Annotated in this window: 21 protein-coding genes; 16 read left to right on the top strand and 5 right to left on the bottom strand. The window is 70.1% G+C overall.

Annotated features, from left to right (window positions below):
* Positions 1-13 precede the first annotated feature (13 nt).
* The 9 genes from mdcA to EX20_RS08285 all read left to right on the top strand — a co-directional run bounded on the left by mdcA (position 14) and on the right by EX20_RS08285 (position 7,759).
* On the top strand, positions 14-1,660 hold the full coding sequence (gene mdcA, locus EX20_RS08245; protein ID WP_011884251.1) for a malonate decarboxylase subunit alpha: 1,647 nt from the start codon (positions 14-16) through the stop codon (positions 1,658-1,660).
* A gap of 10 nt (positions 1,661-1,670) precedes the next feature.
* Positions 1,671-1,985 (top strand): malonate decarboxylase acyl carrier protein, encoded by a 315-nt coding sequence (mdcC, locus tag EX20_RS08250; RefSeq protein WP_034193233.1) that lies wholly within the window; start codon positions 1,671-1,673, stop codon positions 1,983-1,985.
* Positions 1,982-2,923, top strand: coding sequence for a biotin-independent malonate decarboxylase subunit beta (locus tag EX20_RS08255; RefSeq protein WP_034193234.1), 942 nt, complete (start codon positions 1,982-1,984; stop codon positions 2,921-2,923). The genes mdcC and EX20_RS08255 overlap by 4 nt, the downstream gene beginning before the upstream one ends.
* The gene (gene mdcE / locus EX20_RS08260; RefSeq protein ID WP_034193235.1) at positions 2,910-3,617 is read left to right on the top strand and encodes a biotin-independent malonate decarboxylase subunit gamma; all 708 of its coding nucleotides are present in this window, start codon (positions 2,910-2,912) and stop codon (positions 3,615-3,617) included. Before EX20_RS08255 ends, mdcE begins: the two co-directional genes overlap by 14 nt.
* Positions 3,604-4,272 (top strand): malonate decarboxylase holo-[acyl-carrier-protein] synthase, encoded by a 669-nt coding sequence (mdcG, locus tag EX20_RS08265; RefSeq protein WP_011884255.1) that lies wholly within the window; start codon positions 3,604-3,606, stop codon positions 4,270-4,272. The genes mdcE and mdcG overlap by 14 nt, the downstream gene beginning before the upstream one ends.
* Positions 4,269-5,144 (top strand): triphosphoribosyl-dephospho-CoA synthase MdcB, encoded by an 876-nt coding sequence (mdcB, locus tag EX20_RS08270; RefSeq protein WP_034193236.1) that lies wholly within the window; start codon positions 4,269-4,271, stop codon positions 5,142-5,144. Before mdcG ends, mdcB begins: the two co-directional genes overlap by 4 nt.
* On the top strand, positions 5,141-6,073 hold the full coding sequence (locus tag EX20_RS08275; protein WP_034193237.1) for an acyltransferase domain-containing protein: 933 nt from the start codon (positions 5,141-5,143) through the stop codon (positions 6,071-6,073). The genes mdcB and EX20_RS08275 overlap by 4 nt, the downstream gene beginning before the upstream one ends.
* A 156-nt stretch (positions 6,074-6,229) precedes the next feature.
* Positions 6,230-6,751: a phospholipase D-like domain-containing protein gene (locus tag EX20_RS08280; RefSeq protein WP_011884259.1), complete on the top strand. Its 522-nt coding sequence runs from the start codon at positions 6,230-6,232 to the stop codon at positions 6,749-6,751.
* 327 nt (positions 6,752-7,078) lie between these two features.
* On the top strand, positions 7,079-7,759 hold the full coding sequence (locus EX20_RS08285; RefSeq protein ID WP_081350625.1) for a phosphoribosyltransferase: 681 nt from the start codon (positions 7,079-7,081) through the stop codon (positions 7,757-7,759).
* Here the strand turns inward: EX20_RS08285 and phaZ are convergent.
* On the bottom strand, positions 7,746-8,969 hold the full coding sequence (gene phaZ / locus EX20_RS08290; protein WP_014722806.1) for a polyhydroxyalkanoate depolymerase: 1,224 nt from the start codon (positions 8,967-8,969) through the stop codon (positions 7,746-7,748). The two genes, EX20_RS08285 and phaZ, sit on opposite strands and share 14 nt — an antisense overlap.
* Positions 8,970-9,149: 180 nt before the next feature.
* Here phaZ and EX20_RS08295 point away from each other — a divergent pair, with 180 nt between their 5' ends.
* Both EX20_RS08295 and EX20_RS08300 read left to right on the top strand, forming a co-directional pair.
* On the top strand, positions 9,150-9,779 hold the full coding sequence (locus tag EX20_RS08295) for a glutathione S-transferase family protein (protein ID WP_034193238.1): 630 nt from the start codon (positions 9,150-9,152) through the stop codon (positions 9,777-9,779).
* 365 nt (positions 9,780-10,144) lie between these two features.
* On the top strand, positions 10,145-10,351 hold the full coding sequence (locus EX20_RS08300) for a hypothetical protein (RefSeq protein ID WP_014722807.1): 207 nt from the start codon (positions 10,145-10,147) through the stop codon (positions 10,349-10,351).
* Positions 10,352-10,478: 127 nt separating this feature from the next.
* Here the strand turns inward: EX20_RS08300 and proP are convergent, their stop codons facing one another.
* Positions 10,479-11,963 (bottom strand): glycine betaine/L-proline transporter ProP, encoded by a 1,485-nt coding sequence (gene proP, locus EX20_RS08305; RefSeq protein WP_034193239.1) that lies wholly within the window; start codon positions 11,961-11,963, stop codon positions 10,479-10,481.
* A 552-nt stretch (positions 11,964-12,515) separates the two neighbouring features.
* Between proP and EX20_RS08310 the strand changes: the two genes are divergently transcribed.
* Positions 12,516-12,848: a YnfA family protein gene (locus EX20_RS08310; RefSeq protein ID WP_011884266.1), complete on the top strand. Its 333-nt coding sequence runs from the start codon at positions 12,516-12,518 to the stop codon at positions 12,846-12,848.
* Positions 12,849-12,884: 36 nt separating this feature from the next.
* Here EX20_RS08310 and dnaQ read toward each other — a convergent pair whose 3' ends face one another.
* From dnaQ to EX20_RS08325, 3 genes are read right to left on the bottom strand one after another with little or no spacing between them, the layout of a single operon-like run.
* The gene (dnaQ, locus tag EX20_RS08315) at positions 12,885-13,619 is read right to left on the bottom strand and encodes a DNA polymerase III subunit epsilon (RefSeq protein ID WP_034193240.1); all 735 of its coding nucleotides are present in this window, start codon (positions 13,617-13,619) and stop codon (positions 12,885-12,887) included.
* 38 nt (positions 13,620-13,657) lie between these two features.
* On the bottom strand, positions 13,658-14,101 hold the full coding sequence (gene rnhA, locus EX20_RS08320) for a ribonuclease HI (RefSeq protein ID WP_011884268.1): 444 nt from the start codon (positions 14,099-14,101) through the stop codon (positions 13,658-13,660).
* Entirely contained in the window at positions 14,098-14,910 is an 813-nt protein-coding gene (locus EX20_RS08325) for a class I SAM-dependent methyltransferase (protein WP_011884269.1), read from the bottom strand. Before EX20_RS08325 ends, rnhA begins: the two co-directional genes overlap by 4 nt.
* A gap of 18 nt (positions 14,911-14,928) precedes the next feature.
* On the opposite strand from EX20_RS08325, the gene gloB reads away from it, so the two are divergent.
* The 4 genes from gloB (at position 14,929) to carA (ending at position 20,364) form a co-directional block, all read left to right on the top strand.
* The gene (gloB, locus tag EX20_RS08330) at positions 14,929-15,735 is read left to right on the top strand and encodes a hydroxyacylglutathione hydrolase (RefSeq protein WP_034193241.1); all 807 of its coding nucleotides are present in this window, start codon (positions 14,929-14,931) and stop codon (positions 15,733-15,735) included.
* Between the two features lie 151 nt (positions 15,736-15,886).
* Positions 15,887-17,458: a transglycosylase SLT domain-containing protein gene (locus tag EX20_RS08335; protein WP_011884271.1), complete on the top strand. Its 1,572-nt coding sequence runs from the start codon at positions 15,887-15,889 to the stop codon at positions 17,456-17,458.
* A gap of 168 nt (positions 17,459-17,626) precedes the next feature.
* Positions 17,627-18,859, top strand: coding sequence for an MFS transporter (locus EX20_RS08340; protein WP_034193242.1), 1,233 nt, complete (start codon positions 17,627-17,629; stop codon positions 18,857-18,859).
* Between the two features lie 359 nt (positions 18,860-19,218).
* Positions 19,219-20,364: a glutamine-hydrolyzing carbamoyl-phosphate synthase small subunit gene (gene carA, locus EX20_RS08345; RefSeq protein WP_034193243.1), complete on the top strand. Its 1,146-nt coding sequence runs from the start codon at positions 19,219-19,221 to the stop codon at positions 20,362-20,364.
* The last annotated feature ends 42 nt before the right edge of the window (positions 20,365-20,406 follow it).

Here is a 20,406-nt window from a genome sequence, read left to right on the forward strand (position 1 = left end):
GGGAGAACTCTTCATGACCGGATGGAATCACGCGCGGCAGGCGCGCGACGCACGCATCGCGGCCGGCGCGGCGTTCGCGCGCGGCAAGCGCGTCGATGCGCGCGACGCCGTCGCGCTGCTCGAAGCAGTGCTGCGGCCGGGCGATCGCGTGTGCCTCGAAGGCGACAACCAGAAGCAGGCCGACCTGCTCGCCGTCGCGCTCGCCGACGTCGACAACGCGAAGATCCACGACCTGCACATGGTGCAGTCGGGCGTCGTGCTGCCCGAGCATCTCGACGTGTTCGAGCGCGGCATCGCGAAGCGGCTCGACTTCGCCTATTCGGGCCCGCAGTCGCAGCGCATCGCGAAGCTGCTGTTCGGCGGCAAGATCGCGCTCGGCGCGGTGCACACGTATCTCGAGCTGTTCGCGCGCTACTTCATCGATCTGACGCCGCAGGTCGCGCTGATCGCCGCCGTCAGCGCCGACGCCGACGGCAACCTGTACACCGGCCCGAACACCGAGGACACGCCGACCGTCGTCGAAGCCACCGCGTTCAAGGACGGCATCGTGATCGCGCAGGTCGACCGCATCGTCGACAAGGTGCCGCGCGTCGACATTCCGGGCGACCGCGTGCATTTCGTCGTCGAGGCGGGGCGGCCGTTCTACGTCGAGCCGCTGTTCACGCGCGACCCGGCCGCGATCACCGAAACGCAGATCCTGACCGCGATGCTCGCGATCAAGGGCATCTACGAGCCGTACGGGATCAAGCGGCTGAACCACGGCATCGGCTTCAACACGGCCGCGATCGAGCTGCTGCTGCCGACCTACGGCGCGAAGCTCGGGCTGAAGGGCAAGGTCTGCACGCACTGGGCGCTCAATCCGCACCCGACGCTGATCCCCGCGATCGAATCGGGCTGGGTCGAACAGATTCACTGCTTCGGCTCCGAAGTCGGGATGGACGACTACATCCGCGCGCGCTCCGACGTCTGGTTCACCGGCCCCGACGGCTCGCTACGCTCGAACCGCGCGTTTTGCCAGACGGCGGGCCTCTACGCGTGCGACATGTTCATCGGCTCGACGCTGCAGATCGACCTGGCCGGCCATTCGTCGACGGTCACGGCCGAGCGCATCGCCGGTTTCGGCGGCGCGCCGAACATGGGCAGCGACGCGCGCGGCCGGCGCCATCCGAGCGAGCCGTGGCTGAAGGCCGGCGCGCAGGCCGACCCCGACACGCCCGCGGCGCTCAGGCGCGGCCGCAAGCTGGTGGTGCAGATCGGCGAGACGTTCGGCGACAAGAACGTGCCGATGTTCGTCGAGAAGCTCGACGCGCTGAAGCTCGCCGACAAGCTGCAGCTCGATCTCGCGCCGATCATGGTCTACGGCGACGACGTCACGCACATCGTCACCGAGGAAGGGATCGCGAACCTGCTGATGTGCCGCGACCTCGACGAGCGCGAGCAGGCGATCCGCGGCGTGGCAGGCTACACGGAGGTCGGCCGCGGCCGCGACCGCCGGATGGTCGAGCGCCTGCGCGAGCGCGGCGTGATCCGCCGCCCGGAGGATCTCGGCATCGATCCGCTCGACGCCGACCGCCGCTGGCTCGCCGCGCGCTCGATCAAGGACCTCGTGCACTGGTCGGGCGGCCTCTATGCGCCGCCTGCCCGGTTCCGCAACTGGTGAGGAAGACGGGATGGAACAGTTGAACTATCGGTTCGCCGCGCGTGCGCGTGCGAAGGGCCAGCTGGCCGCGGCGCTCGTCGGCGTGGTCGCGTCGGGCAACCTGGAGGTGCTCGTCGAGCGCGTCCTGCCCGACGATCAATGCGAGATCGACATCCGCACCGCGGCGGTCGGTTTCGGCGCGGTGTGGCGGGCTGTCGTGGCGGACTTCGTCGAACGGCGCGCGCCGGGCGGGCTGAAGCTGTCGATCAACGACGGCGGCGCGCGGCCCGACATGGTGTCGCTGCGGCTCGCGCAGGCCGTGCGCGCGATCGAGGGGGACGCATGACGAACCCGACGATTCACGACCACGACGCGCCCGCGTTCGTCGCGAACGACGCGAGCTGGTACGAGGCGTCCGCGCGGCAGCGCATCGACGCGCTGCTCGATGCGGGCAGCTTCGACGAATTCCTAGGGCCGGCCGAACGCGTGGCGAGCCCGCATCTGCCGCTGTTCGGGCTGCCGCAGCAGTTCGACGACGGGATGGTGGTCGGCCACGGCCGGCTCGACGGCAGGCCCGTGCTGATCGCCGCGCAGGAAGGCCGCTTCATGGGCGGCGCCTTCGGCGAAGTGCACGGCGCGAAGCTCACGGGGCTGCTGCGCGCGGCGCGCGAGGTCGGCAAGCCGGTGTTGATCCTGTTCGATACCGGCGGCGTGCGGCTGCAGGAAGCGAACGCGGGCGAGCTCGCGATCGCCGAGATCATGCGGGCGCTGGTCGAGGCGCGCGCGACCGGCGTGGCGGTGCTCGGGCTGATCGGCGGGCGCGCCGGCTGCTACGGCGGCGGCGGTCTGCTCGCGGCCTGCTGTTCGGCGTTGGCGGTGTCCGAGCAGGGACGCATCAGCGTGTCGGGGCCCGAGGTGATCGAGACCAATCGCGGCGTGGAGGAATTCGACGCGAAGGATCGCGCGCTGATCTGGCGCACGATGGGCGGCAAGCACCGGCGGCTGATCGGCGGCGCGGACCGCTACGTCGCCGATACGCCGGCCGCGTTCCGTGCGGCGGCGCTCGAACTGCTCGGCTGCGCGCCGGCGTTCGATACGGCGATGCTGCGCGCGGAGCAGGCGCGTCTCGAAGCGCGCGTCGCCCGCTTCGGCCGATGTGCGGATGCGCTCGACGTGTGGCGCGCGCTCGGCGCGGATCGGCCGGAAGCGATTCCCGGCATGCCCGACGACGCATTCGCCAAGCTCGCCGACCAGTTACAGGAGCCGCAGCATGACGCTCGATGAAGTACTGACCTCGCTGTTTCCCGCGGGCCATTCGATTGCGCGCGATGGCGGCCTGCTGACGGGCTCGGCGCAACTGGGCGGCACGCGCGTCGACGTGATCGGCGTCGCCGAGCGTCTGCCGTTCGGCATCGACGAAGCGCTGGCGCTCGCGTCGCAGGTGCTCGCCACGATCGAGCGCGGCGGCGCCACGCCGATCCTCGTGCTCGTCGACAGCGACAGCCAGCGGATGAGCAAGCGCGACGAGCTGCTCGGGCTGAACGAAGGGCTGTCGCATCTCGCCAAATGCCTGATGCACGCGGAGCTCGCCGGGCACCGGACGATCGGCTTGCTGTACGGCCATACGGCCGCCGGCGCGTTCATCGCGACCGCGCTCGCGACGCGCACGCTGCTCGCGCTGCCGGGCGCCGAGCCGGAGGTGATGGACCTGCCGTCGATGTCGCGCGTGACGAAGCTGCCGATCGACGTGCTCGAGGCGATGGCGCGCTCGACGCCGGTGTTCGCGCCGGGGCTCGACAATCTCGTGAAGATGGGCGCGGTCGACGCGGTGCTCGATCCGGCCTGCGCGCTCGACGCGCAGGTCGGCGAGTGGCTCGCCAGGCCAGTCGATCGCAGCGACACGCGCGCCGCGCGCGGCCGCCCGGTCGCGGCCGACGTCGCGCGTCGCGTCGAGGCGCTCGCGCGTGCCGCGCGCTGACGCACCGCTGCGCCGCCACACGCTCGTCACGCTGACGGCGGCCGGGTGGTCCGCCGCGTTCGCGCGCGATCCCGCGCTCGCGGCCGATCCGGTCGTGCATGCGTGGGCTGCCGACGGCCGGCCGCTGATCGTGCGCCGCGCCACGCCCGACGAAGCCGACGCGGCGCGCGTGCCGCTCGGCATCCCGTTGCCGCCTGCCGCCGGCAAGCGGCGCGTCGCGCTGAACGCCGCGGCCGATGCCGTCGCAGCGCGTCGCGCGTTGCCGGCGCTGGCCGACGTGCTCGCCGCCGCGCCCGCCGCATGGCAGCCAACGCTGCGCGAACTGGCTGCGCTGGGTGCGCGCTGCGGCGTCGAGGGGCGCGTGTTCGGCAGCCTCGCATGGCAGACGCTGACCGGCGAACGCTATCTGAGCGACGGATCCGATCTCGACGTCGTGTTTCCGCTGCCGGCCGCGGCGCTGCGCGACGCGCTGCTCGACGGCCTCGCGGCGCTCGACGCGCGCGCGCCGATGCGCATCGACGGCGAATTGCTGCGCGACGACGGCGCCGGCGTGAACTGGCGCGAACTGTACGCGCGGCTGCCGGAAGTCGCGGTGAAGACGGCGCTCGCCGTCGAATTGATGTCGGTGGAAGCCTTCGCGCGAGGTGTGCGATGAATGCGTGGGCTGCGTGGCGCACGCTCGCGCCGTCCGGCGCCGAGCGCATCGCCGAACTCGCCGAGCGCAGCCTCGTGCTCGAAATCCGGACTTATCCGAAACCGGGGCTCGTCAGCCACGTCGACACCGGCAGCCATGCGGACATGGACGCGGCGACGTTCGCACGCAGCGCGGCCGTGCTGCGGCCGTACTTCGCGGAACTCGCCGAGGCCGGCGCGCGCGACGCGGACATGGGCGCGCTGCGCAAGATCGGGCTGCGCGCGGAACATGCGATGCTTGCGGCGACGGGTGGCGTGAACACGCATCGCGGCGCGATCTTCGGGCTCGGGCTGCTGTGCGCGGCGGCCGGCCGGCGCGCCACGGCCGATGCAGCCGGTGCGGCCGCCCGCACGATGACGCTCGGCGCATTCGTCGCACGGCGGTGGGGCGCTGAGATCCTCGGCGGCCCGCGGCTGCCGGACAGCCACGGCGAGCGCGCGAGCCGTCGCTACGGCGTCGGCGGCGCGCGCGGCGAGGCGGCCGGCGGCTTCGCGACGGTATATCGCGTCGGCTTGCCGGCGTTGCGGCGCGCCGCGCGCTGGATGCCGGGCGACGCGGAAGCCGCGCGCGTCGAAGCCTGCTTCGCGCTGATCGCCGCGCTCGACGATACGAACCTGCTGCATCGCGGCGGGCGCGACGGGCTCGACTTCGCCCGCGCGAGCGCACGCGCATTCGTCGCACGCGGCGGCATCCGCGCGCGCGACTGGCGGCTGCGCGCCGTTGCCGCGCACCGCGCGTTCGTCGTGCGCCGGCTCAGCCCCGGCGGCGCGGCCGACCTGCTCGCGATGAGCGTATTCGTCGACGCGCTCGACGCCGACGAGGCGCAGCCATGACGCTCGCGATCCTGTGTTCGGGGCAGGGCGCGCAGCGCGCCGACATGTTCGAGCTGACCGGTGCGGCGCCGCAGGCCGAACCGCTGTTCGCACACGCGGGCCGGCTGCTCGGTGACGATCCGCGCGACTGGGTGCGGCGCGCCGGGCCGGACGCGCTCGGCGAGAACCGCGCAGCGCAGATCCTCTGCACGTTGCAGGCGCTCGCCGCGACCGCACTGCTCGCGGCCGCGTGGCCGCGCCGCCGCTGCGTGGCCGGTTACAGCGTCGGCGAAGTCGCGTCGTGGAGCGTGGCCGGGATGATCGATCCGCACGACGCGCTGGAGCTCGCCGATGCGCGCGCGCGTGCGATGGATGCGGCCAGCGGCGGCGATGAGCGGATGGTGTTCGTGCGCGGGCTTGCGCGCGCGCAGCTCGCGGGCCTGTGTGACGGCCGCGACGCGGCGATCGCGATCGCGAATCCGGGCGATGCGTTCGTGGTGGCCGGCGCCCAGCCCGACGTCGCCGCGGTGGCCGACGCTGCGGCGGGCGCGGGCGCATTGCGCGTCGCGCCCGTGTGCGTGCGGATCGCATCGCACACGCGCCGGCTGGCGGCAGCGGTGCCGCCGTTTCGCGCGTCGCTCGCCGCGGCGAACGTGCGCCGGCCGCTACCCGGCACGCGCGTGTTTGCCGGGATCGATGGCGGGTCGGTGCTCGATGTCGACGTGGGGCGCGACAAGCTGGCGCGGCAGATCGCGGAGCCGGTCGAATGGGCGGCGTGTCTGGCCGCCTGTGTCGAGGCCGGCGCAAGCGCGTTCCTCGAACTCGGGCCGGGCCGCGCGCTCGCCGAGATGGCGGCGGCCGCGTATCCGGCGCTGCCGGCGCGCAGCGTCGCCGATTTTCGCTCGGTCGACGGCGTCGAGAGCTGGCTCGCGCGGGTCGCGGGCGACTGAACGGCACCGCGCGGCGCAATCGGATGCAATTCGGCGTGTAACTCGGCACGTAATGCGGCCCGTATCCGGCCCGCGCGATCGCCGTGGCGCAACGGGTGTTGCGCCGGCGCAGCACCGTGTCGGCCAGCGCTTGCCACGCGAATTGGCATCGCTAAAATGGCGCGCGCCATGAGACCAGCCGCCATTCTTCTCGCCGCGCTCGGCTGCGCGGCGAGCGCCCACGCCAGCCCCATTCCGTCCGACGCCGCGTCGGTCGGCACATACTTCTCCTATGACAATTTGGCCGCCGACGCGACCGTCGACCTGATCGACAACGCGCAGCGGCGCGTGCTGCTGGCCGGCTATGCGCATGTGCCGCCCGCGGTCGCGGCCGCGCTGCGGGCGGCGCGCGCGCGCGGCGTCGACGTGCGCGTCGTGCTGGTGCGCTCGGCGCGTGCAGGCAGGTATAGCGGCGCCGGTTACCTGAAAGCGGCCGGCATCGACGTCGCGATCGACTCGCGGCACGACGATCCCGCGCCGCGTTTCGCGATCGTCGACGACAACGTCGCGCTGCCGACGCTGTCCGAAGGCGCTGCCGCGCACGCGGAGACGGTCAACGTATTCCAGCGCGCGCCGGAGCTCGCGCAGTCTTACGCGCAGTCGTTCTGGCGTCTGTACCGGCAGGCCGCCGGGCGGTGAGCGGGCGGGGCGGGCTGCGCGGCTTATGAGCCGCGTGTCGGCGCGCTCCGCGTTGCGAGCTCCGCGCGCAGCGGGCCGGCTCGGGTTCTGGGCCGCGTTGGTCTACCGCCCAACTTTCGCGCGACGCTCTTCGTCGCGTTCCCTGCGGGCGGTGCCCGATACGCCGGTATGACCCCGCTTGCATCGGCGTCAGCGATGAACCATGCTCGTTGAACGGGCGCAGGTGCGGCTCGGCATCGATCGCGGTAGCGCGTACCGCATGTCCCGCATCTTTCATCACGCATCCCGCCCCGAAGCCCCGAAGCCCCACAACCGCGTCGCGACAGCATGGCCCCGAACCTGCCCGAATGTTTCACCGATCGCGCCGACGCCGGGCGCCGGCTCGCGCATGCGCTCCACGGCTATGCGGACCGTCGCGACGTCGTCGTCCTCGCGCTGCCGCGCGGCGGTGTGCCGGTTGCGTTCCCCGTCGCGCAGGCGCTGCGCGCGCCGCTCGACCTGCTGATCGTGCGCAAGCTCGGCATGCCGTCCGATCCGGAACTCGCGATCGGCGCGCTCGCGACGGGCGGCGCGATTCATCTGCGGCATGCGGCGATTCGCGCGATGGGCGTGACGCGCGACCAACTGGCCGACGTGATCGCGCGTGAAGCCGCCGAGCTGCAGCGCCGCGACGCGCTGTATCGCGGCGCGCGGCCGCCGCTGCCGGTCGAAGGGCGCGTCGTGATCGTCGTCGACGACGGTGTCGCGACCGGCGCCTCGATGCGCGTCGCGCTGCAGGCACTGCGCGCGCGCCGTCCCGCGCGCATCGTGGCTGCCGTGCCCGTCGCGCCGACCGGTGCCGCGCATATGTTCGACGACGTGGCCGACGCGTTCGTCACGGTGTTGCAGCCCGCGCGGTTCTTCGGCATCGGCCAGTTCTATGCGGATTTCGACCAGGTCGGCGACGACGAGGTGCGCGCGCTGCTCGACGCGGCACGCGTCCGGCACGACGGGATCAGCCCCGCCTGATGCGGCGCCGGCGCGGCCGCGGGCGTTCGGCTTCGGCCTGCGCGAACATCCGCTGCAGCGCCGGGTGGACGTCGGCGTGCCAATGGTCGCCAGTGAAGAGGCCGTAGTGATCGCACTCGTCGACATCGACGCGATGACGCTCGCCGGCCGTCAGCCCGCCGCACATGTCGAGCGCCGCATGGGTCTGCCCGGCGCCGGTGACCGCGTCGCAGCGGCCTTCGACGGTCAGCAGCATGACGCCGCGCAGCGCGGCCGGCTCGACGCGCCGGCCGCCCACGTCCCACGTGCCGTTGGCGAGGCACATCCGCTGGAACACGATGTCGACGGTATCCAGAAAATACTCGGCCGGCATGTCGAGCAGCGCCGTGTACTCGCGCAGGGCGCGCCGTGCGTCGGCCAGCGCCGCCATGTCGACGCGCGATGCGGCGCGCGCGTAGTTTTCGATCAACGACATGAAACGCTGCGGATACAGCAGCGCGATTTCGCCCTGCTGAAGATAGGTCGGGAACACGTGACGGCCGTGGCCGGGGAAGCATGGCGGCACGATATCGATCAGATGACGGCGGCACCACGCGAGCGAATGCGACGCGGCCGTCGTGCCGAGCGCGCTGGGATTGACGCGCGCGTCGATTGGGCCGCCGATCAGCGTGATGCTCGCGGGCGGCGGCAGGCCGCGCGCGGCGCGCAGCGCGAGCGCGCCGAGCGCGGGCACCGTCGCCTGGCATACGGCGACGACGTGCAGCGGCCGAGCGTCGCTCGCGAGCGCGTCGACGAAGCCGTCGAGCGTCGCCACGTACTCGTCGAGTCCGAAGCGGCCCGCGGCGAGCGGGACGTCGCGCGCATTGACCCAGTCGGTCACGCAGACGTCGCCGTCCGCGAGCAGCGCCTCGACGGTTTCGCGCATCATCACGGCCGCGTGCCCGGCGAGCGGCGCGCACAACAGCACGGTGCGGCGCGTGCCGGCTTGCGCGAAGCGTCGCAACTGGCAGAACGGCGTGTGCGCGACGATCCGCTCGTCGATGCCCGGCTCGCGCAGCTCGAAGCGCGGCGGGCCGGCGGCCGGGCCGAGCAGCGGCTCGAACAGGTCGTCGTAACACGTGGACGCGCTGTGCGGCAGCGTCGCGGCCGGCCACACGTCGAACGCGTGACGCGTCGCCGCGCGCCAGGCGCGCATCCATTCCCGCTGCTGTTCGACGACGGCGTACCACATGGGAGACCTTGACGCGGAAGGGGCGTGAATCTGCATTATGGTCATTCCGGACGCGCCGCGGGTGTCCGATGCGTGACCGGGTGATGCGCATCAATCGCGCGGGGGGCCGCGCGTCGCTAGGCGGCCGCCTGCGTCGCTGCTACAGTCGATGGCCCTGGTTTGTCACTCGGAGCGTTTGCAATGAAGCTGATCGGTATGCTGGATTCCCCGTTCGTGCGCCGTGTCGCCATTTCGGCGAAGCTGCTGGACCTGCCGTTCGAGCACGAGTCGGTTTCGGTGTTTCGCCATTTCGACCGGTTCCGCGAGATCAATCCGGTCGTGAAGGCGCCGACGCTCGTGACCGCCGATGGAGTCACGCTGATCGATTCCTCGCTGATCGTCGACTACCTCGACCATCTCGTCGCGCCGGAGCGGCGCCTGTTGCCCGAGGCCGTTGACGCGCGGTTGCGCGCGCTCGTGCCGGTCGGCTTCGCGCTGGCCGCGGCCGAGAAGACGGTGCAGGTCATCTACGAACAGGCGCTGCGGCCGGCCGACAAGCAGCACGCGCCGTGGCTCGAGCGCGTGCTGGGCCAGCTCGAGGCCGCGTACGGCGAACTCGAGCCGCTGGTGGCGGCCGCCAACGGCTGGCTCGGCGGCGCGCGGCTGCTGCAGTCCGACGTGACGGTGGCCGTCGCGTGGCGCTTCACGCAGTTCATGATCGCCGAATATGCGCCGCTCGCGCGGATCGAGCCGGCCCGTTATCCGGCGCTCGCCGCGCATTCGGCGCGGGCCGAGCAGCTTCCCGCCTTCGTCGAAACGCCGCTCGATTGAGCGCGGCGGCGCATCGCGCCGGTACGCGAGCGAGCGCGGGGAGGCTCCGCGATCCGCTTGCGCCGCACCGCTTCGCGCGGTGCGGTGCGGTGCGGTGCGGGCGTCCCGCACGGCCCGACCGCGCGGTTCGCCGACGGCCGTGCGATAGCCCCACGCACGTTGATCCGACCCACGGCGCGGCTACCCGGCGCGTTCGCGCAACCCCGACACAGCCGCCCCCACAGGCCCCCGGACGACGCCGTCAGCCGCACCAGCCAAGGGCGTGGCCGATTGTTCACCGGCGGCAACAAGTGACTTCGCAAATGTGCCGTTTATCGGGATCAGGGTGATCCCTAGAATTCACTCCATCGAATATGCGTTGTCTGATGGAGCCGAAGATGAGAGCCCTGATCGAATCGAGCCTGTACCACCCGTCCGTCGTGTTGCCGCTCGCCGCGCTGACGCAGCTGATGGTCGAGCGCGATTTCAATCTCGGCCAGGTCGGCCTGATCGTCGCGGCGCGCGGTGCCCAGGCTGCCGTGTCGCGCTCGCGTGCGCTGATCTTCTGCCGCGAATGCGAAGCGCACGCCTGAACGCCGCTTCGGCGAACGAATAAAGGAACGCCCGGCCGGCAGGCGCCGGTCGGGCGAATCGGAGTAGATCTGGCCCCGGCTATTGCCGGGGTTTTTATTGGGCGCTCATTGGGCGCTTGTTGAGCACTCAGGCGCGTGCGGCCGACACGACGCCGTAGATTTCGGCTTCGTCCTCGTCGCGCAGCTGGCGCACCAGCTGGTGTGCTTCGCGGTGCGTCGCGACGGCCGGCGGCGAGCCCTTGAGCGGCTGGCGCGCGGTCTCGGCGAGCGCGACGACCGACACGATGCCGATCACGGCGGCGCCCATCATGTAATAGGCGGGCATCATCAGGTTTTGCGTCACGTCGACGAGCCAGGCCGTCACCAGCGGCGTCGTGCCGCCGAACAGCGACACCGACACGTTGAAGCCGATCGCGAGCGCGCCGTAGCGGATCTCCGTCGGGAACAGCGCGGGCAGCGCCGACGGCATCACGCCGGTGAAGCACGACAGCAGCACGCCGAGGATCAGCAGGCCGCCGAACACCGACGCGGTGGTGCCCGCATGGATCAGCATCATCGACGGGATCGACAGCGCGAGCAGGCCCACGCAGCCGGCCAGCATGACCGGCTTGCGGCCGATGCGGTCCGACAGGCGGCCGGCCGCGAGCGTGAGCGGCATCATCAGCACCATCACGATCAGCACCAGCACGAGGCTGTGCGATTCGTCGAAGTGCAGCGTGGACGACATGAAGCTCGGCAGGTACGACAGCACCATGTAATCGGTCACGTTGAAGATCAGCACGAGGCCGACGCAGAGCAGGAGCGCGCGCCAGTTGGCGAACAGCGTTTCGCGAAAGCGCGTCTTCGGCACGGCCTTGTCCTGCGCTTCGCGCGCTTCGGCCTGACGCTTGAACGCCGGCGTCTCCTCGAGCTTCATCCGGATGTACAGCCCGATCAGGCCGAGCGGCCCTGCGATCAGGAACGGCACGCGCCAGCCCCACGACAGCAGCGCGTCCTCCGACAGCGACGCGGTCAGCAGCGCGACGACGCCGGCGCCCATCACATAGCCGATCAGCGTGCCGAACTCGAGGAAGCTGCCCATGAAGCCGCGGCGCTTGTCGGTCGAGAACTCGGCGATGAAGGTGGCGGCGCCGCCGTATTCGCCGCCGGTCGAGAAGCCCTGCACGAGGCGGGCGACGAGCAGCAGCACGGGCGCCATGATGCCGATTGACGCGTAGCTGGGGATCAGGCCGATCGCGAAGGTGCCGACGGCCATCATGATCATGGTGGCGGCGAGCACGCGCTGGCGGCCGATGCGGTCGCCGAGCGGGCCGAACACCATGCCGCCGAGCGGACGCACGACGAACGCGGCCGCGAACGTGCCGAAGGTGGCGAGCAGCTGCGCGGACGGGCTGCTCGACGGGAAGAACACCTTGCCGAGCGTGACGGCGATGTAGCTGTAGACGCCGAAGTCGAACCATTCCATCGCATTGCCGATGGCCATTGCGCTGACGGCGCGCTTGAGCAGGCTCTGGTCGACGACGGTGATGTCGTCCGCGGCGAGCGGGGCCTCGCCGGACGACGGGGAAGGGGAAACAGCGATCGGGCTGACGTGTGTTGCGGTCAAGGTCATGCACTCCTTTGACTGCGCCGGAACGGAGGGCCGTCCGACACGGTTTGCCGGCAAGCGCGAGGTCGTGTGCTGCGCGTCGGGGCAGGCCTTTAAGCACTTACTGCGCGAATGGCGGTAAAGAGCCGCAAGGGACTGCTTCGACGCGGGCCCGATGGGCCGCCGCGACGGTGCGCTCATGAAGAATGGGCCGCGTGATGCAGGCGGCGGATACCGGTGCGGACGAAAGTCCGGCGCTCCGGCAAGTGCCCCGGAAGGGCAACGAAACGAGAAAAGCGGGCCTGTCGGGCGGGCTTTCCTGTGGATGCAATGTCGATCGAAGCGCCGGCCTGCAGGCGCGGGCGGCATTCGATCGAGATCGAAAAAGAAAGAGATTAGAGGTTGAAACAGGCGACATGATAGCACGATGACAGACGATCGTGCAAATTGCTCGGAATCGCCCGTCCCGCGGCGGTTCCGGCGCGGCTCGCGCGGGTATGATGGGCCGCGCCGGGCATGCCGTCGCGGGACCCTCGCGGACCCTGCGCGACGGACGCTCATTCCAAGAGGAACCGGATGACCGAACTGATCAGGATCGCGGCATTGTTCGCCGTTACCGCGGTGGCCGAAATCGTGGGCTGCTACCTGCCGTGGCTCGTGCTGAAAGGCGGGCGGCCCGTGTGGCTGCTGGTGCCGGCAGCGCTGTCGCTGGCGCTGTTCGCGTGGCTCTTGACGCTGCATCCGAGCGCGGCGGGGCGCACCTACGCGGCGTATGGCGGCGTGTACATCGGCGTGGCGCTGCTGTGGCTGCGGGTCGTCGACGGCGTCGCGCTGACCCGCTGGGATGCGGCGGGCGCGGCGCTCGCGCTCGGCGGGATGGCGATGATCGCGCTGCAGCCGCGCGCGTAGGCGCGGGCGCGGCTGCAGCGGAAGCGGCCGGATGCGTCAGGCCGCTTCGGCGGCGTCCACTTCGGCGGACGTGCGCCAGACGCAGGTGCCCTTGACCGACTTGTCCAACTCGTCGAGCTGCGCCTGGTGCGCGGCGAGCTCGTCGTCGCCGGCCGCGACGACCGGCAGGTCGAGCGACGCGAGCGAGATGCGCTGGCCGTTCGCCGCGCCGCCATCGGCGCCTGCGTCGTCGAGCATGTCGATCACGAGGCTGTCCTGGCCGCGCGTCATCGCGAGATAGACCTCGGCGAGCAGCTCCGAGTCGAGCAGTGCGCCGTGCAGCGTGCGGTGCGCGTTGCTGATGCCGAACCGGTCGCACAGTGCGTCGAGCGAGTTGCGCTTGCCTGGGAACATCTGCTTGGCCTCTGCCAGCGTGTCGATCACGCCGTCGCAATGCTCGATGAACGGCGGCAGGCCGAGCCGCGCGAATTCGGCATCGAGGAACCCGAGGTCGAACGGTGCGTTGTGGATGATCAGTTCCGCGCCCTTCACGAAGTCGCGGATCTGGTCGGCGACTTCCGCGAACTTCGGCTTGTCGCTCAGAAACTCGGTGGTCAGCCCGTGCACGGCCAGCGCGCCCGGATCGCTGTCGCGCTCGGGGTTCACGTAGATGTGCAGGTTGTTGCCGGTGAGCCGCCGGTTCAGCAGCTCCACGCAGCCGATTTCGATCAGGCGATCGCCCGAGCGGGGATTGAGGCCGGTGGTTTCGGTATCGAGAATGATCTGGCGCATGTCGGATAAATCGGGAAAGACGGTAGGGCGGCCGGCGTTCAGGCCGCGAGGGATTCGACGCCGCGATTCGCGAGCGCGTCAGCGCGTTCGTTTTCGGGATGGCCCGCGTGGCCTTTCACCCAGCGCCACTCGATCTCGTGCTGCGCGACGAGCGCGTCGAGCCGCTTCCAGAGATCGGCGTTCTTCACCGGGGTCTTGGCCGCGGTGACCCAACCTTTTTTCTTCCAGCCGTGGATCCACTCGCTGATGCCTTTCTGCACGTACTGCGAGTCGGTATGGACGATCACGCGGCACGGGCGCTTCAGCGCCTCGAGCGCGGCGATCACGCCCATCAGCTCCATCCGGTTGTTGGTCGTGTTCGGCTCGCCGCCGAACAGCTCCTTTTCGCGGTCGCCGTAGCGCAGCAGTGCGCCCCAGCCGCCGGGGCCGGGGTTGCCCTTGCAGGCGCCGTCGGTATAGATGTCGATGGTGTCGATGGTCATGAATGTTCTTGATGGGTGGTCGGGGTGGCCGCCGGCGTGAGGCCCGGCGCGAGCACCGGCTTTTTCATCTTGATCGGGCCGATCAGGCGCATGCCGCGCACGCGCTTGACGGCCGTGACCATGTAGACGGCGCCGAAGATCGGCCACCAGCGGTCGCCGGCGGCTTCCATGAAGCCGTAGCGGGCCAGCCACTTGTCGGTGACGAGCGGCGGCCGGTAGCAGCCGAAGCGGCCGCGCTCGAGATCGAAGCCGAGCAGCTTGATCCAGTCCTTGAGCCGAATGAACGCGATCTGGTCGCGCGCGGCCGGCACGAACGGGCGGTTCGCCATGCGCCCGAACGATTGCCGCATGCCCCACAGGCTCAGTGAGTTGAAGCCGGTGATCACCAGCTGCCCTTCGGGCATCAGCACGCGTTCGGCCTCGCGCAGCAGCCGGTGCGGGTCGGACGTGAACTCGAGCGTGTGCGGCATCACGATCAGGTCGACGCTCTGCGACTCGAACGGCAGGTCGAGCAGGTCGCACCACGTGGTGCTGCGCTCGGCCGGCGCATGCTCGGGGGCGGATGCCTCGCGCGCCCACGGATACTGGTAGGGCGCGCTCGCGCCGCTGGCGGGATCGAGCACGAGGCCGCGATACGGCATGCGGTTCTCGCGCAAGGCATCGAGCTGCGGCAGCCCGAGCTGCAGCGCGTGAAACCCGAACACGTCGGACACGATCCGGTCGAGCTGCGCCTGCTCCCAGCCCAGCACGTAGCGGCCGGGCGGCGAGTCGGTCCAGGCGGGCCAGTCTATAATTTGAGGATCGGACATAACGATGATTGCGCGCCCATGAACGAGCTGGAATACGTGCCGGTGCCGGCATTCGAAGACAACTACATCTGGCTCGTGTCGGACGGCCGCGATGCGATCGCCGTCGATCCGGGTGAAGCCGCGCCGGTACGCCGCGTTCTGGCGGAACGCGGCTGGCGGTTGACCGCTATTCTACTCACCCACCATCACGCCGACCATGTCGGCGGTGTCGCCGCCCTGCGCGATAGCCAGCCGGACGATGCGCCGCTCGTCGTATACGGCCCGGCCGCCGAGGCGATCGGCGTCGTGACGCGGCCGCTGGCCGGCGGCGCTCGCGTGACGCTCGACGCGCCGGCGCTCGCGTTCGACGTGCTCGACGTGCCGGGTCACACGCGCGGCCACATCGCGTATTTCCAGGCGGCCGGCCACGGCGCCGCCATCCCTCACGTGTTTTGCGGCGACACGCTGTTCTCGTGCGGCTGCGGTCGCCTGTTCGAAGGCACGCCCGCGCAGATGCTCGCGTCGCTGGATGCGCTCGCGGCGCTGCCCGGCGACACGCGCGTGCATTGCACACACGAATACACGCTGTCGAACATCCGCTTCGCGCTCGCGTGCGAGCCCGGCAATGCGGCGCTCGCCGCGTGGCGCGACGACGCGCAGGCGCTGCGCGCGCGCGGGATGCCGACGCTGCCGACCACGATCGCGCACGAGCGCGCGGTGAACCCGTTCCTGCGCGCGGACAGCGCGGCGATCCACGCGACGCTCGAGGCCGAGTTGCACGAAACGGTGCCCGACCGGTTGGCGGCATTCACGCTGATGCGCGAATGGAAAAACCGCTTCCGATGACGCAATCGGGAGGACTCCGTACCTCAGGCGCTACCTGTAAAAATTGCCCCAAACGTAGGATTTCGCTGAGTTTTCGGTGTTTTTATTGACGTGAAGCACGCACTTCCGTAGTATCGCCTGCAATTTCCAGCCGTCGGAAGCCGAGATTTTCATGCGACTTATATTGAGTGCGATGGTGGTCCTGCTGCTCGCCGCATGCGCGAGCCAGGGTCCTGTCGCCAACAACGCCGCCGATTCGCAGGCGGCGTCCAACTACCTCCGTAAATCAGCCACCGCGAAAGAAACCGTCGACGTCGACAAGCAGTCCGTCGGCGATCTGACCAGTGCGGATTCCGACCTGTGGGCGCGCATTCGCCGCGGCTTCCAGATGCCGGACCTGCAGAGCGACCTCGTCGACATGCAGACGACCTGGTACACGCAGCGTCCCGATTATGTGCAGCGCATGACCGAGCGCTCGCAGAAATATCTGTATCACATCGTCGAGGAGCTCGAGGCGCGCCACATGCCGACCGAGCTCGCGCTGCTGCCGTTCATCGAATCCGCCTACAACCCGCAGGCGCTGTCGGTCGCGAAGGCGGCCGGCATGTGGCAGTTCATGCCGGGCACGGGCCGCACGTACAACCTGAAGCGCAACATGTGGCAGGACGAGCGCCGCGACGTGCTGGCGTCGACGAGCGCCGCGCTCGATTACCTGTCGCGCCTGCACGACATGTTCGGCGACTGGTATCTGGCGCTGGCCGCGTACAACTGGGGCGAGGGCAACGTGCAGCGCGCGATCGCGCGCAACCAGGCGGCCGGCCTGCCGACCGACTACCAGAACCTGCGGATGCCGAACGAGACGCGCAACTACGTGCCGAAGCTGCAGGCGGTGAAGAACATCATCGCCAATCCGCAGCAATTCGGTCTCGCGCTGCCGGACATTCCGAACCACCCGTACTTCGTGACCGTCACCACGTCGCGCGACATCGACGTGGCGGTGGCCGCCAAGCTCGCCAATCTGTCGCTCGACGAATTCCGCTCGCTGAACCCGTCGTTCTCGAAGCCGGTCATTCTCGGCGCGACCGAGCCGCAGATCCTGCTGCCGTTCGACAACGCGGCGGCGTTCGAGAAGAGCCTGAAGGCGTACAACGGTCAGCTGTCGTCGTGGACCACCTACACGGTCAGCGAACGCGCGCGGCCGGCTGCGATCGCCGAGAAGATCGGCGTCGACCCCGATACGCTGATGTCGGTAAACAAGATTCCGGCCGGCATGCGCCTGAAGCCGGGCTCGACGATCGTCGTGCCGCGCGGCGACGACGATGACGAGGACATCAGCGCCGACGTCGCCGAGAACGGCGTGCTGGCGATGGAACCCGACGTGCCCGACACGCGCAAGATGCTGATCCGCGTGCGCCGCAAGCAGTCGATGGCCGCGCTCGCCGGCCGCTACGGCGTGTCGGTCGGCCAGCTGAAGGCGTGGAATCGCACGCATCGCGACATCGCGATGCCGGGTCAGGCGCTGGTGCTGCACGTGCCGGTCGGCCGCGCGGTGCCGGCCGAGCCGGGCCCGGAGCGGATCGCGACGTCGGCGGCGGGCGCGCACATCGAGCGCGCGAGCCTGTCGGTGGGCGGCAAGTCGCGCGGCGGCAAGCATGCCGCGGCGAAACCAGCTGCGCATGCGGCGAAGGCGGCGCCCGCGAAGGCAGCGCCGAAGGCCGCCGCGCACAAGGGCAAGAAGAAGTAACCCACGCGGCCGCGCGCGCAGCGCGCTGGCCGGGTCGGGCGGCGCGATTGCGCGACGATCCGACACGAAGCGACGCCGTCACCGAGGTGACGGCGTTTTCGTTTGTGCGCGGCGGCGGGCGGGCGCTTCGCGCGGCAACCCGCGGCAACCGGTTGCGAGGAGAGGGCGATGTCGGCGGTGCAGATCAGGGTGCTCGCGCTGTTTGCGCTCGGCTATTTCGTGTCGTACGTGTTTCGCGGCGTCAATCTCGGCTTCGCGCCGTTCGTCACGCACGAGCTCGGGCTGTCGGCGGCCGATCTCGGGCTGCTCACCAGTCTCTATTTTCTCGGCTTCGCCGGCGCGCAGGTTCCGGCCGGCGTGCTGCTCGACCATTTCGGCCCGCGCCGCGTGGCGGCCGGGATGTTGCTGTTCGCGGCCGCCGGCGCGGCCGTGTTCGGCACAGCGCATGGTCTGGGTACGATGATGGTCGGCCGGCTGCTGATCGGCGTCGGCGTGTCGGTGTGTCTCGGTGCGGCCTTCAAGGCGCTCGCGCAGCATTTCCCGGTCAGCCGGCTGCCGCTCGTCAACGGGCTCGTGATGGCCGTCGGCGGCCTCGGCGGCGTCGCGGTGGGTTCGCCGCTCACCTGGCTGCTCGGTCTGACGAGCTGGCGCGCGATCTGCGGCGGGCTCGCGGCGCTGACGATCGTCGTCGCGGCCGCGATCGGCTGCGGCGCACCCGAGACCGCGCAGCCGCGCCACCAGGGCGGGCTCGTCAGCCAGTTCAAGGGCACGTGGCACATCCTCGCCAGTCGAGCGTTCTGGAAGATCTCGTCGTTCTCGATCGTCACGCAGGGCGTGTTCTACGCGATGCAGTCGCTGTGGGTCGGCCCGTATCTGCGCGATGTCGGGGGATTCGACGCGCAGCACGCGGCGCGGCTGGTGTCGGTGCTGGGCTTCGCGATGATGGCGGGGTGTGTCGGCTTCGGCGCGGCGGCGCGCGCGCTCGAGCGACGCGGCGTGTCGGTCCATGCGTTCTGCAGTGTCGGGATGGCGCTGTTCGTGGCGACGCAGGTCGCGATCGTCGCGCGTGCACCGCTGCCGCCCGCGCTGTTGTGGGCCGCCTACGGGATGTTCGGCGGCGTCGGCATCCTGACCTATGCGGTGCTCGCCGCCCATTTCCCCGCGCATCTGATCGGCCGCGCGAATACGACGCTCACGCTCGCCATCTTCGTGCTGATCTTTGCGTTCCAGATCGGGATCGGTGTCGTGCTGTCGCGCTGGCCGGCAACCGACGGCCATTATCCGGCGAGCGCGCATGCGACGGCGTGGGGCGTGCTGCTCGCGCTGCAGCTCGCGAGCGCGGCGTGGTCCGCATGGCCCGCGCGCAGTGCTGGCAAGCGGGCCGATCCGGCAGTACGCTGAAGGGTGATGCGGCGGCGCAAACGGGGCCGCAGCAGCGGAGGCCACGGGCCGGCGATGGATGCGGCACGCGGCGCGCACGATCGGGCGCCCATGCCGATTGAAAATTAGGCCATTTTCGGACTATAATTTGAAAGTTTGTGCTGATCAACCTCGCACCCTAGCGCCTACCTCATTCACCCCGTTCATCCGCCGCACGCCGCCTGTCGGGCGATGCCGCGAAGCCTCGTGCGCGCTGCGCCGGCTTCGCGTGTCGACCACCCAGGGGCGTCAAGCCAGCGACCGACGCGCGTCCACGCAGCGCGGCGCTCGCGCGGCCGGGTAGACAGGTCGGCAGCAGGGTGTTCCCCAAGGAGCCTCCCGTGTTGCCGTCTTTTTCCCCCGCCTTGCTTGCACTCGCCGACGGCACGGTCTTTCGTGGTTATTCGATCGGGGCCGAAGGCCATACGATCGGTGAAGTCGTGTTCAACACCGCGATTACCGGCTATCAGGAAATCCTGACTGATCCGAGTTACGCGCGCCAGATCGTCACGCTCACCTACCCGCATATCGGCAACGTCGGTGTCAACGCCGAAGACGTCGAAGCCACGAAAGTCCATGCCGCCGGACTGATCATCCGCGATCTGCCGACGCGCGCCTCGAACTTCCGCAAGGAGCGCACGCTCGGCGATTACCTGCGCGACGAAGGCGTCGTCGCAATCGCCGGCATCGATACGCGCAAGCTGACGCGCATCCTGCGCGACAAGGGCGCGCAGAACGGCTGCATCCTCGCCGGCTCGGACGACGAAGCAAAGGCCGTCGAACTCGCGCGCTCGTTCCCCGGCCTGGCCGGCATGGACCTCGCGAAGGTCGTGTCGACCGCCAAGCCGTTCGAATGGAAGCAGACCGAATGGCGTCTCGGCAGCGGCTACGGCATGCAGCAGGCGCCGAAGTACCGCGTGGTCGCCTATGACTTCGGCGTCAAGTACAACATCCTGCGCATGCTCGCCGAGCGCGGCTGCCACGTGACGGTGCTGCCGGCCCAGGCGAGCGCCGCCGACGCACTCGCGCTGAATCCGGACGGCATCTTCCTGTCGAACGGCCCCGGCGATCCGGAGCCGTGCGACTACGCGATCGCGGCGGCCAGGGAATTCATCGAGCGCGGCGTGCCGACCTTCGGCATCTGCCTCGGCCATCAGATCATGGGCCTCGCGGTCGGCGCGAAGACGCTGAAGATGAAGACGGGCCACCACGGCGCGAACCACCCGGTGAAGGATCTCGGCGACGGTCGCGTGGTGATCACGTCGCAGAACCACGGCTTCGCGGTCGATGCGGATTCGCTGCCCGCGAACGCGCGCGTGACCCACGTGTCGCTGTTCGACGGCACGCTGCAGGGCTTCGAGCTGACCGACAAGCCGGCGTTCTGCTTCCAGGGCCACCCGGAAGCGTCGCCCGGCCCGCACGACATCGCGTACCTGTTCGACCGTTTCACCGCACTGATGGACGCGGCGAAGCAGCGCAGCGCCTGACGCGATAGAAGCAACCGAAGCAAACGAAGAACGGGAGAGTCG

The sequence above is a fragment of the Burkholderia sp. WP42 genome, assembly GCF_000745665.1.
GTDB classification, from domain to species: Bacteria; Pseudomonadota; Gammaproteobacteria; order Burkholderiales; family Burkholderiaceae; genus Burkholderia; species Burkholderia vietnamiensis.

Excerpts from the sequence above, each read along its gene's own strand:
- EX20_RS08325 (WP_011884269.1), bottom strand. The coding sequence starts at position 14,910 with ATGTCCGATCCTCAAATTATAGACTGGCCCGCCTGGACCGACTCGCCG.
- EX20_RS08300 (WP_014722807.1), top strand. The coding sequence starts at position 10,145 with ATGGAGCCGAAGATGAGAGCCCTGATCGAATCGAGCCTGTACCACCCG.
- rnhA (WP_011884268.1), bottom strand. The coding sequence starts at position 14,101 with ATGACCATCGACACCATCGACATCTATACCGACGGCGCCTGCAAGGGC.
- EX20_RS08285 (WP_081350625.1), top strand. The coding sequence starts at position 7,079 with ATGGCCCCGAACCTGCCCGAATGTTTCACCGATCGCGCCGACGCCGGG.
- EX20_RS08255 (WP_034193234.1), top strand. The coding sequence starts at position 1,982 with ATGACGAACCCGACGATTCACGACCACGACGCGCCCGCGTTCGTCGCG.
- EX20_RS08295 (WP_034193238.1), top strand. The coding sequence starts at position 9,150 with ATGAAGCTGATCGGTATGCTGGATTCCCCGTTCGTGCGCCGTGTCGCC.
- mdcB (WP_034193236.1), top strand. The coding sequence starts at position 4,269 with ATGAATGCGTGGGCTGCGTGGCGCACGCTCGCGCCGTCCGGCGCCGAG.
- EX20_RS08340 (WP_034193242.1), top strand. The coding sequence starts at position 17,627 with ATGTCGGCGGTGCAGATCAGGGTGCTCGCGCTGTTTGCGCTCGGCTAT.
- EX20_RS08335 (WP_011884271.1), top strand. The coding sequence starts at position 15,887 with ATGCGACTTATATTGAGTGCGATGGTGGTCCTGCTGCTCGCCGCATGC.
- phaZ (WP_014722806.1), bottom strand. The coding sequence starts at position 8,969 with ATGTGGTACGCCGTCGTCGAACAGCAGCGGGAATGGATGCGCGCCTGG.
- mdcA (WP_011884251.1), top strand. The coding sequence starts at position 14 with ATGACCGGATGGAATCACGCGCGGCAGGCGCGCGACGCACGCATCGCG.
- EX20_RS08275 (WP_034193237.1), top strand. The coding sequence starts at position 5,141 with ATGACGCTCGCGATCCTGTGTTCGGGGCAGGGCGCGCAGCGCGCCGAC.
- gloB (WP_034193241.1), top strand. The coding sequence starts at position 14,929 with ATGAACGAGCTGGAATACGTGCCGGTGCCGGCATTCGAAGACAACTAC.
- EX20_RS08280 (WP_011884259.1), top strand. The coding sequence starts at position 6,230 with ATGGCGCGCGCCATGAGACCAGCCGCCATTCTTCTCGCCGCGCTCGGC.
- mdcC (WP_034193233.1), top strand. The coding sequence starts at position 1,671 with ATGGAACAGTTGAACTATCGGTTCGCCGCGCGTGCGCGTGCGAAGGGC.
- EX20_RS08310 (WP_011884266.1), top strand. The coding sequence starts at position 12,516 with ATGACCGAACTGATCAGGATCGCGGCATTGTTCGCCGTTACCGCGGTG.
- proP (WP_034193239.1), bottom strand. The coding sequence starts at position 11,963 with ATGACCTTGACCGCAACACACGTCAGCCCGATCGCTGTTTCCCCTTCC.
- mdcE (WP_034193235.1), top strand. The coding sequence starts at position 2,910 with ATGACGCTCGATGAAGTACTGACCTCGCTGTTTCCCGCGGGCCATTCG.
- dnaQ (WP_034193240.1), bottom strand. The coding sequence starts at position 13,619 with ATGCGCCAGATCATTCTCGATACCGAAACCACCGGCCTCAATCCCCGC.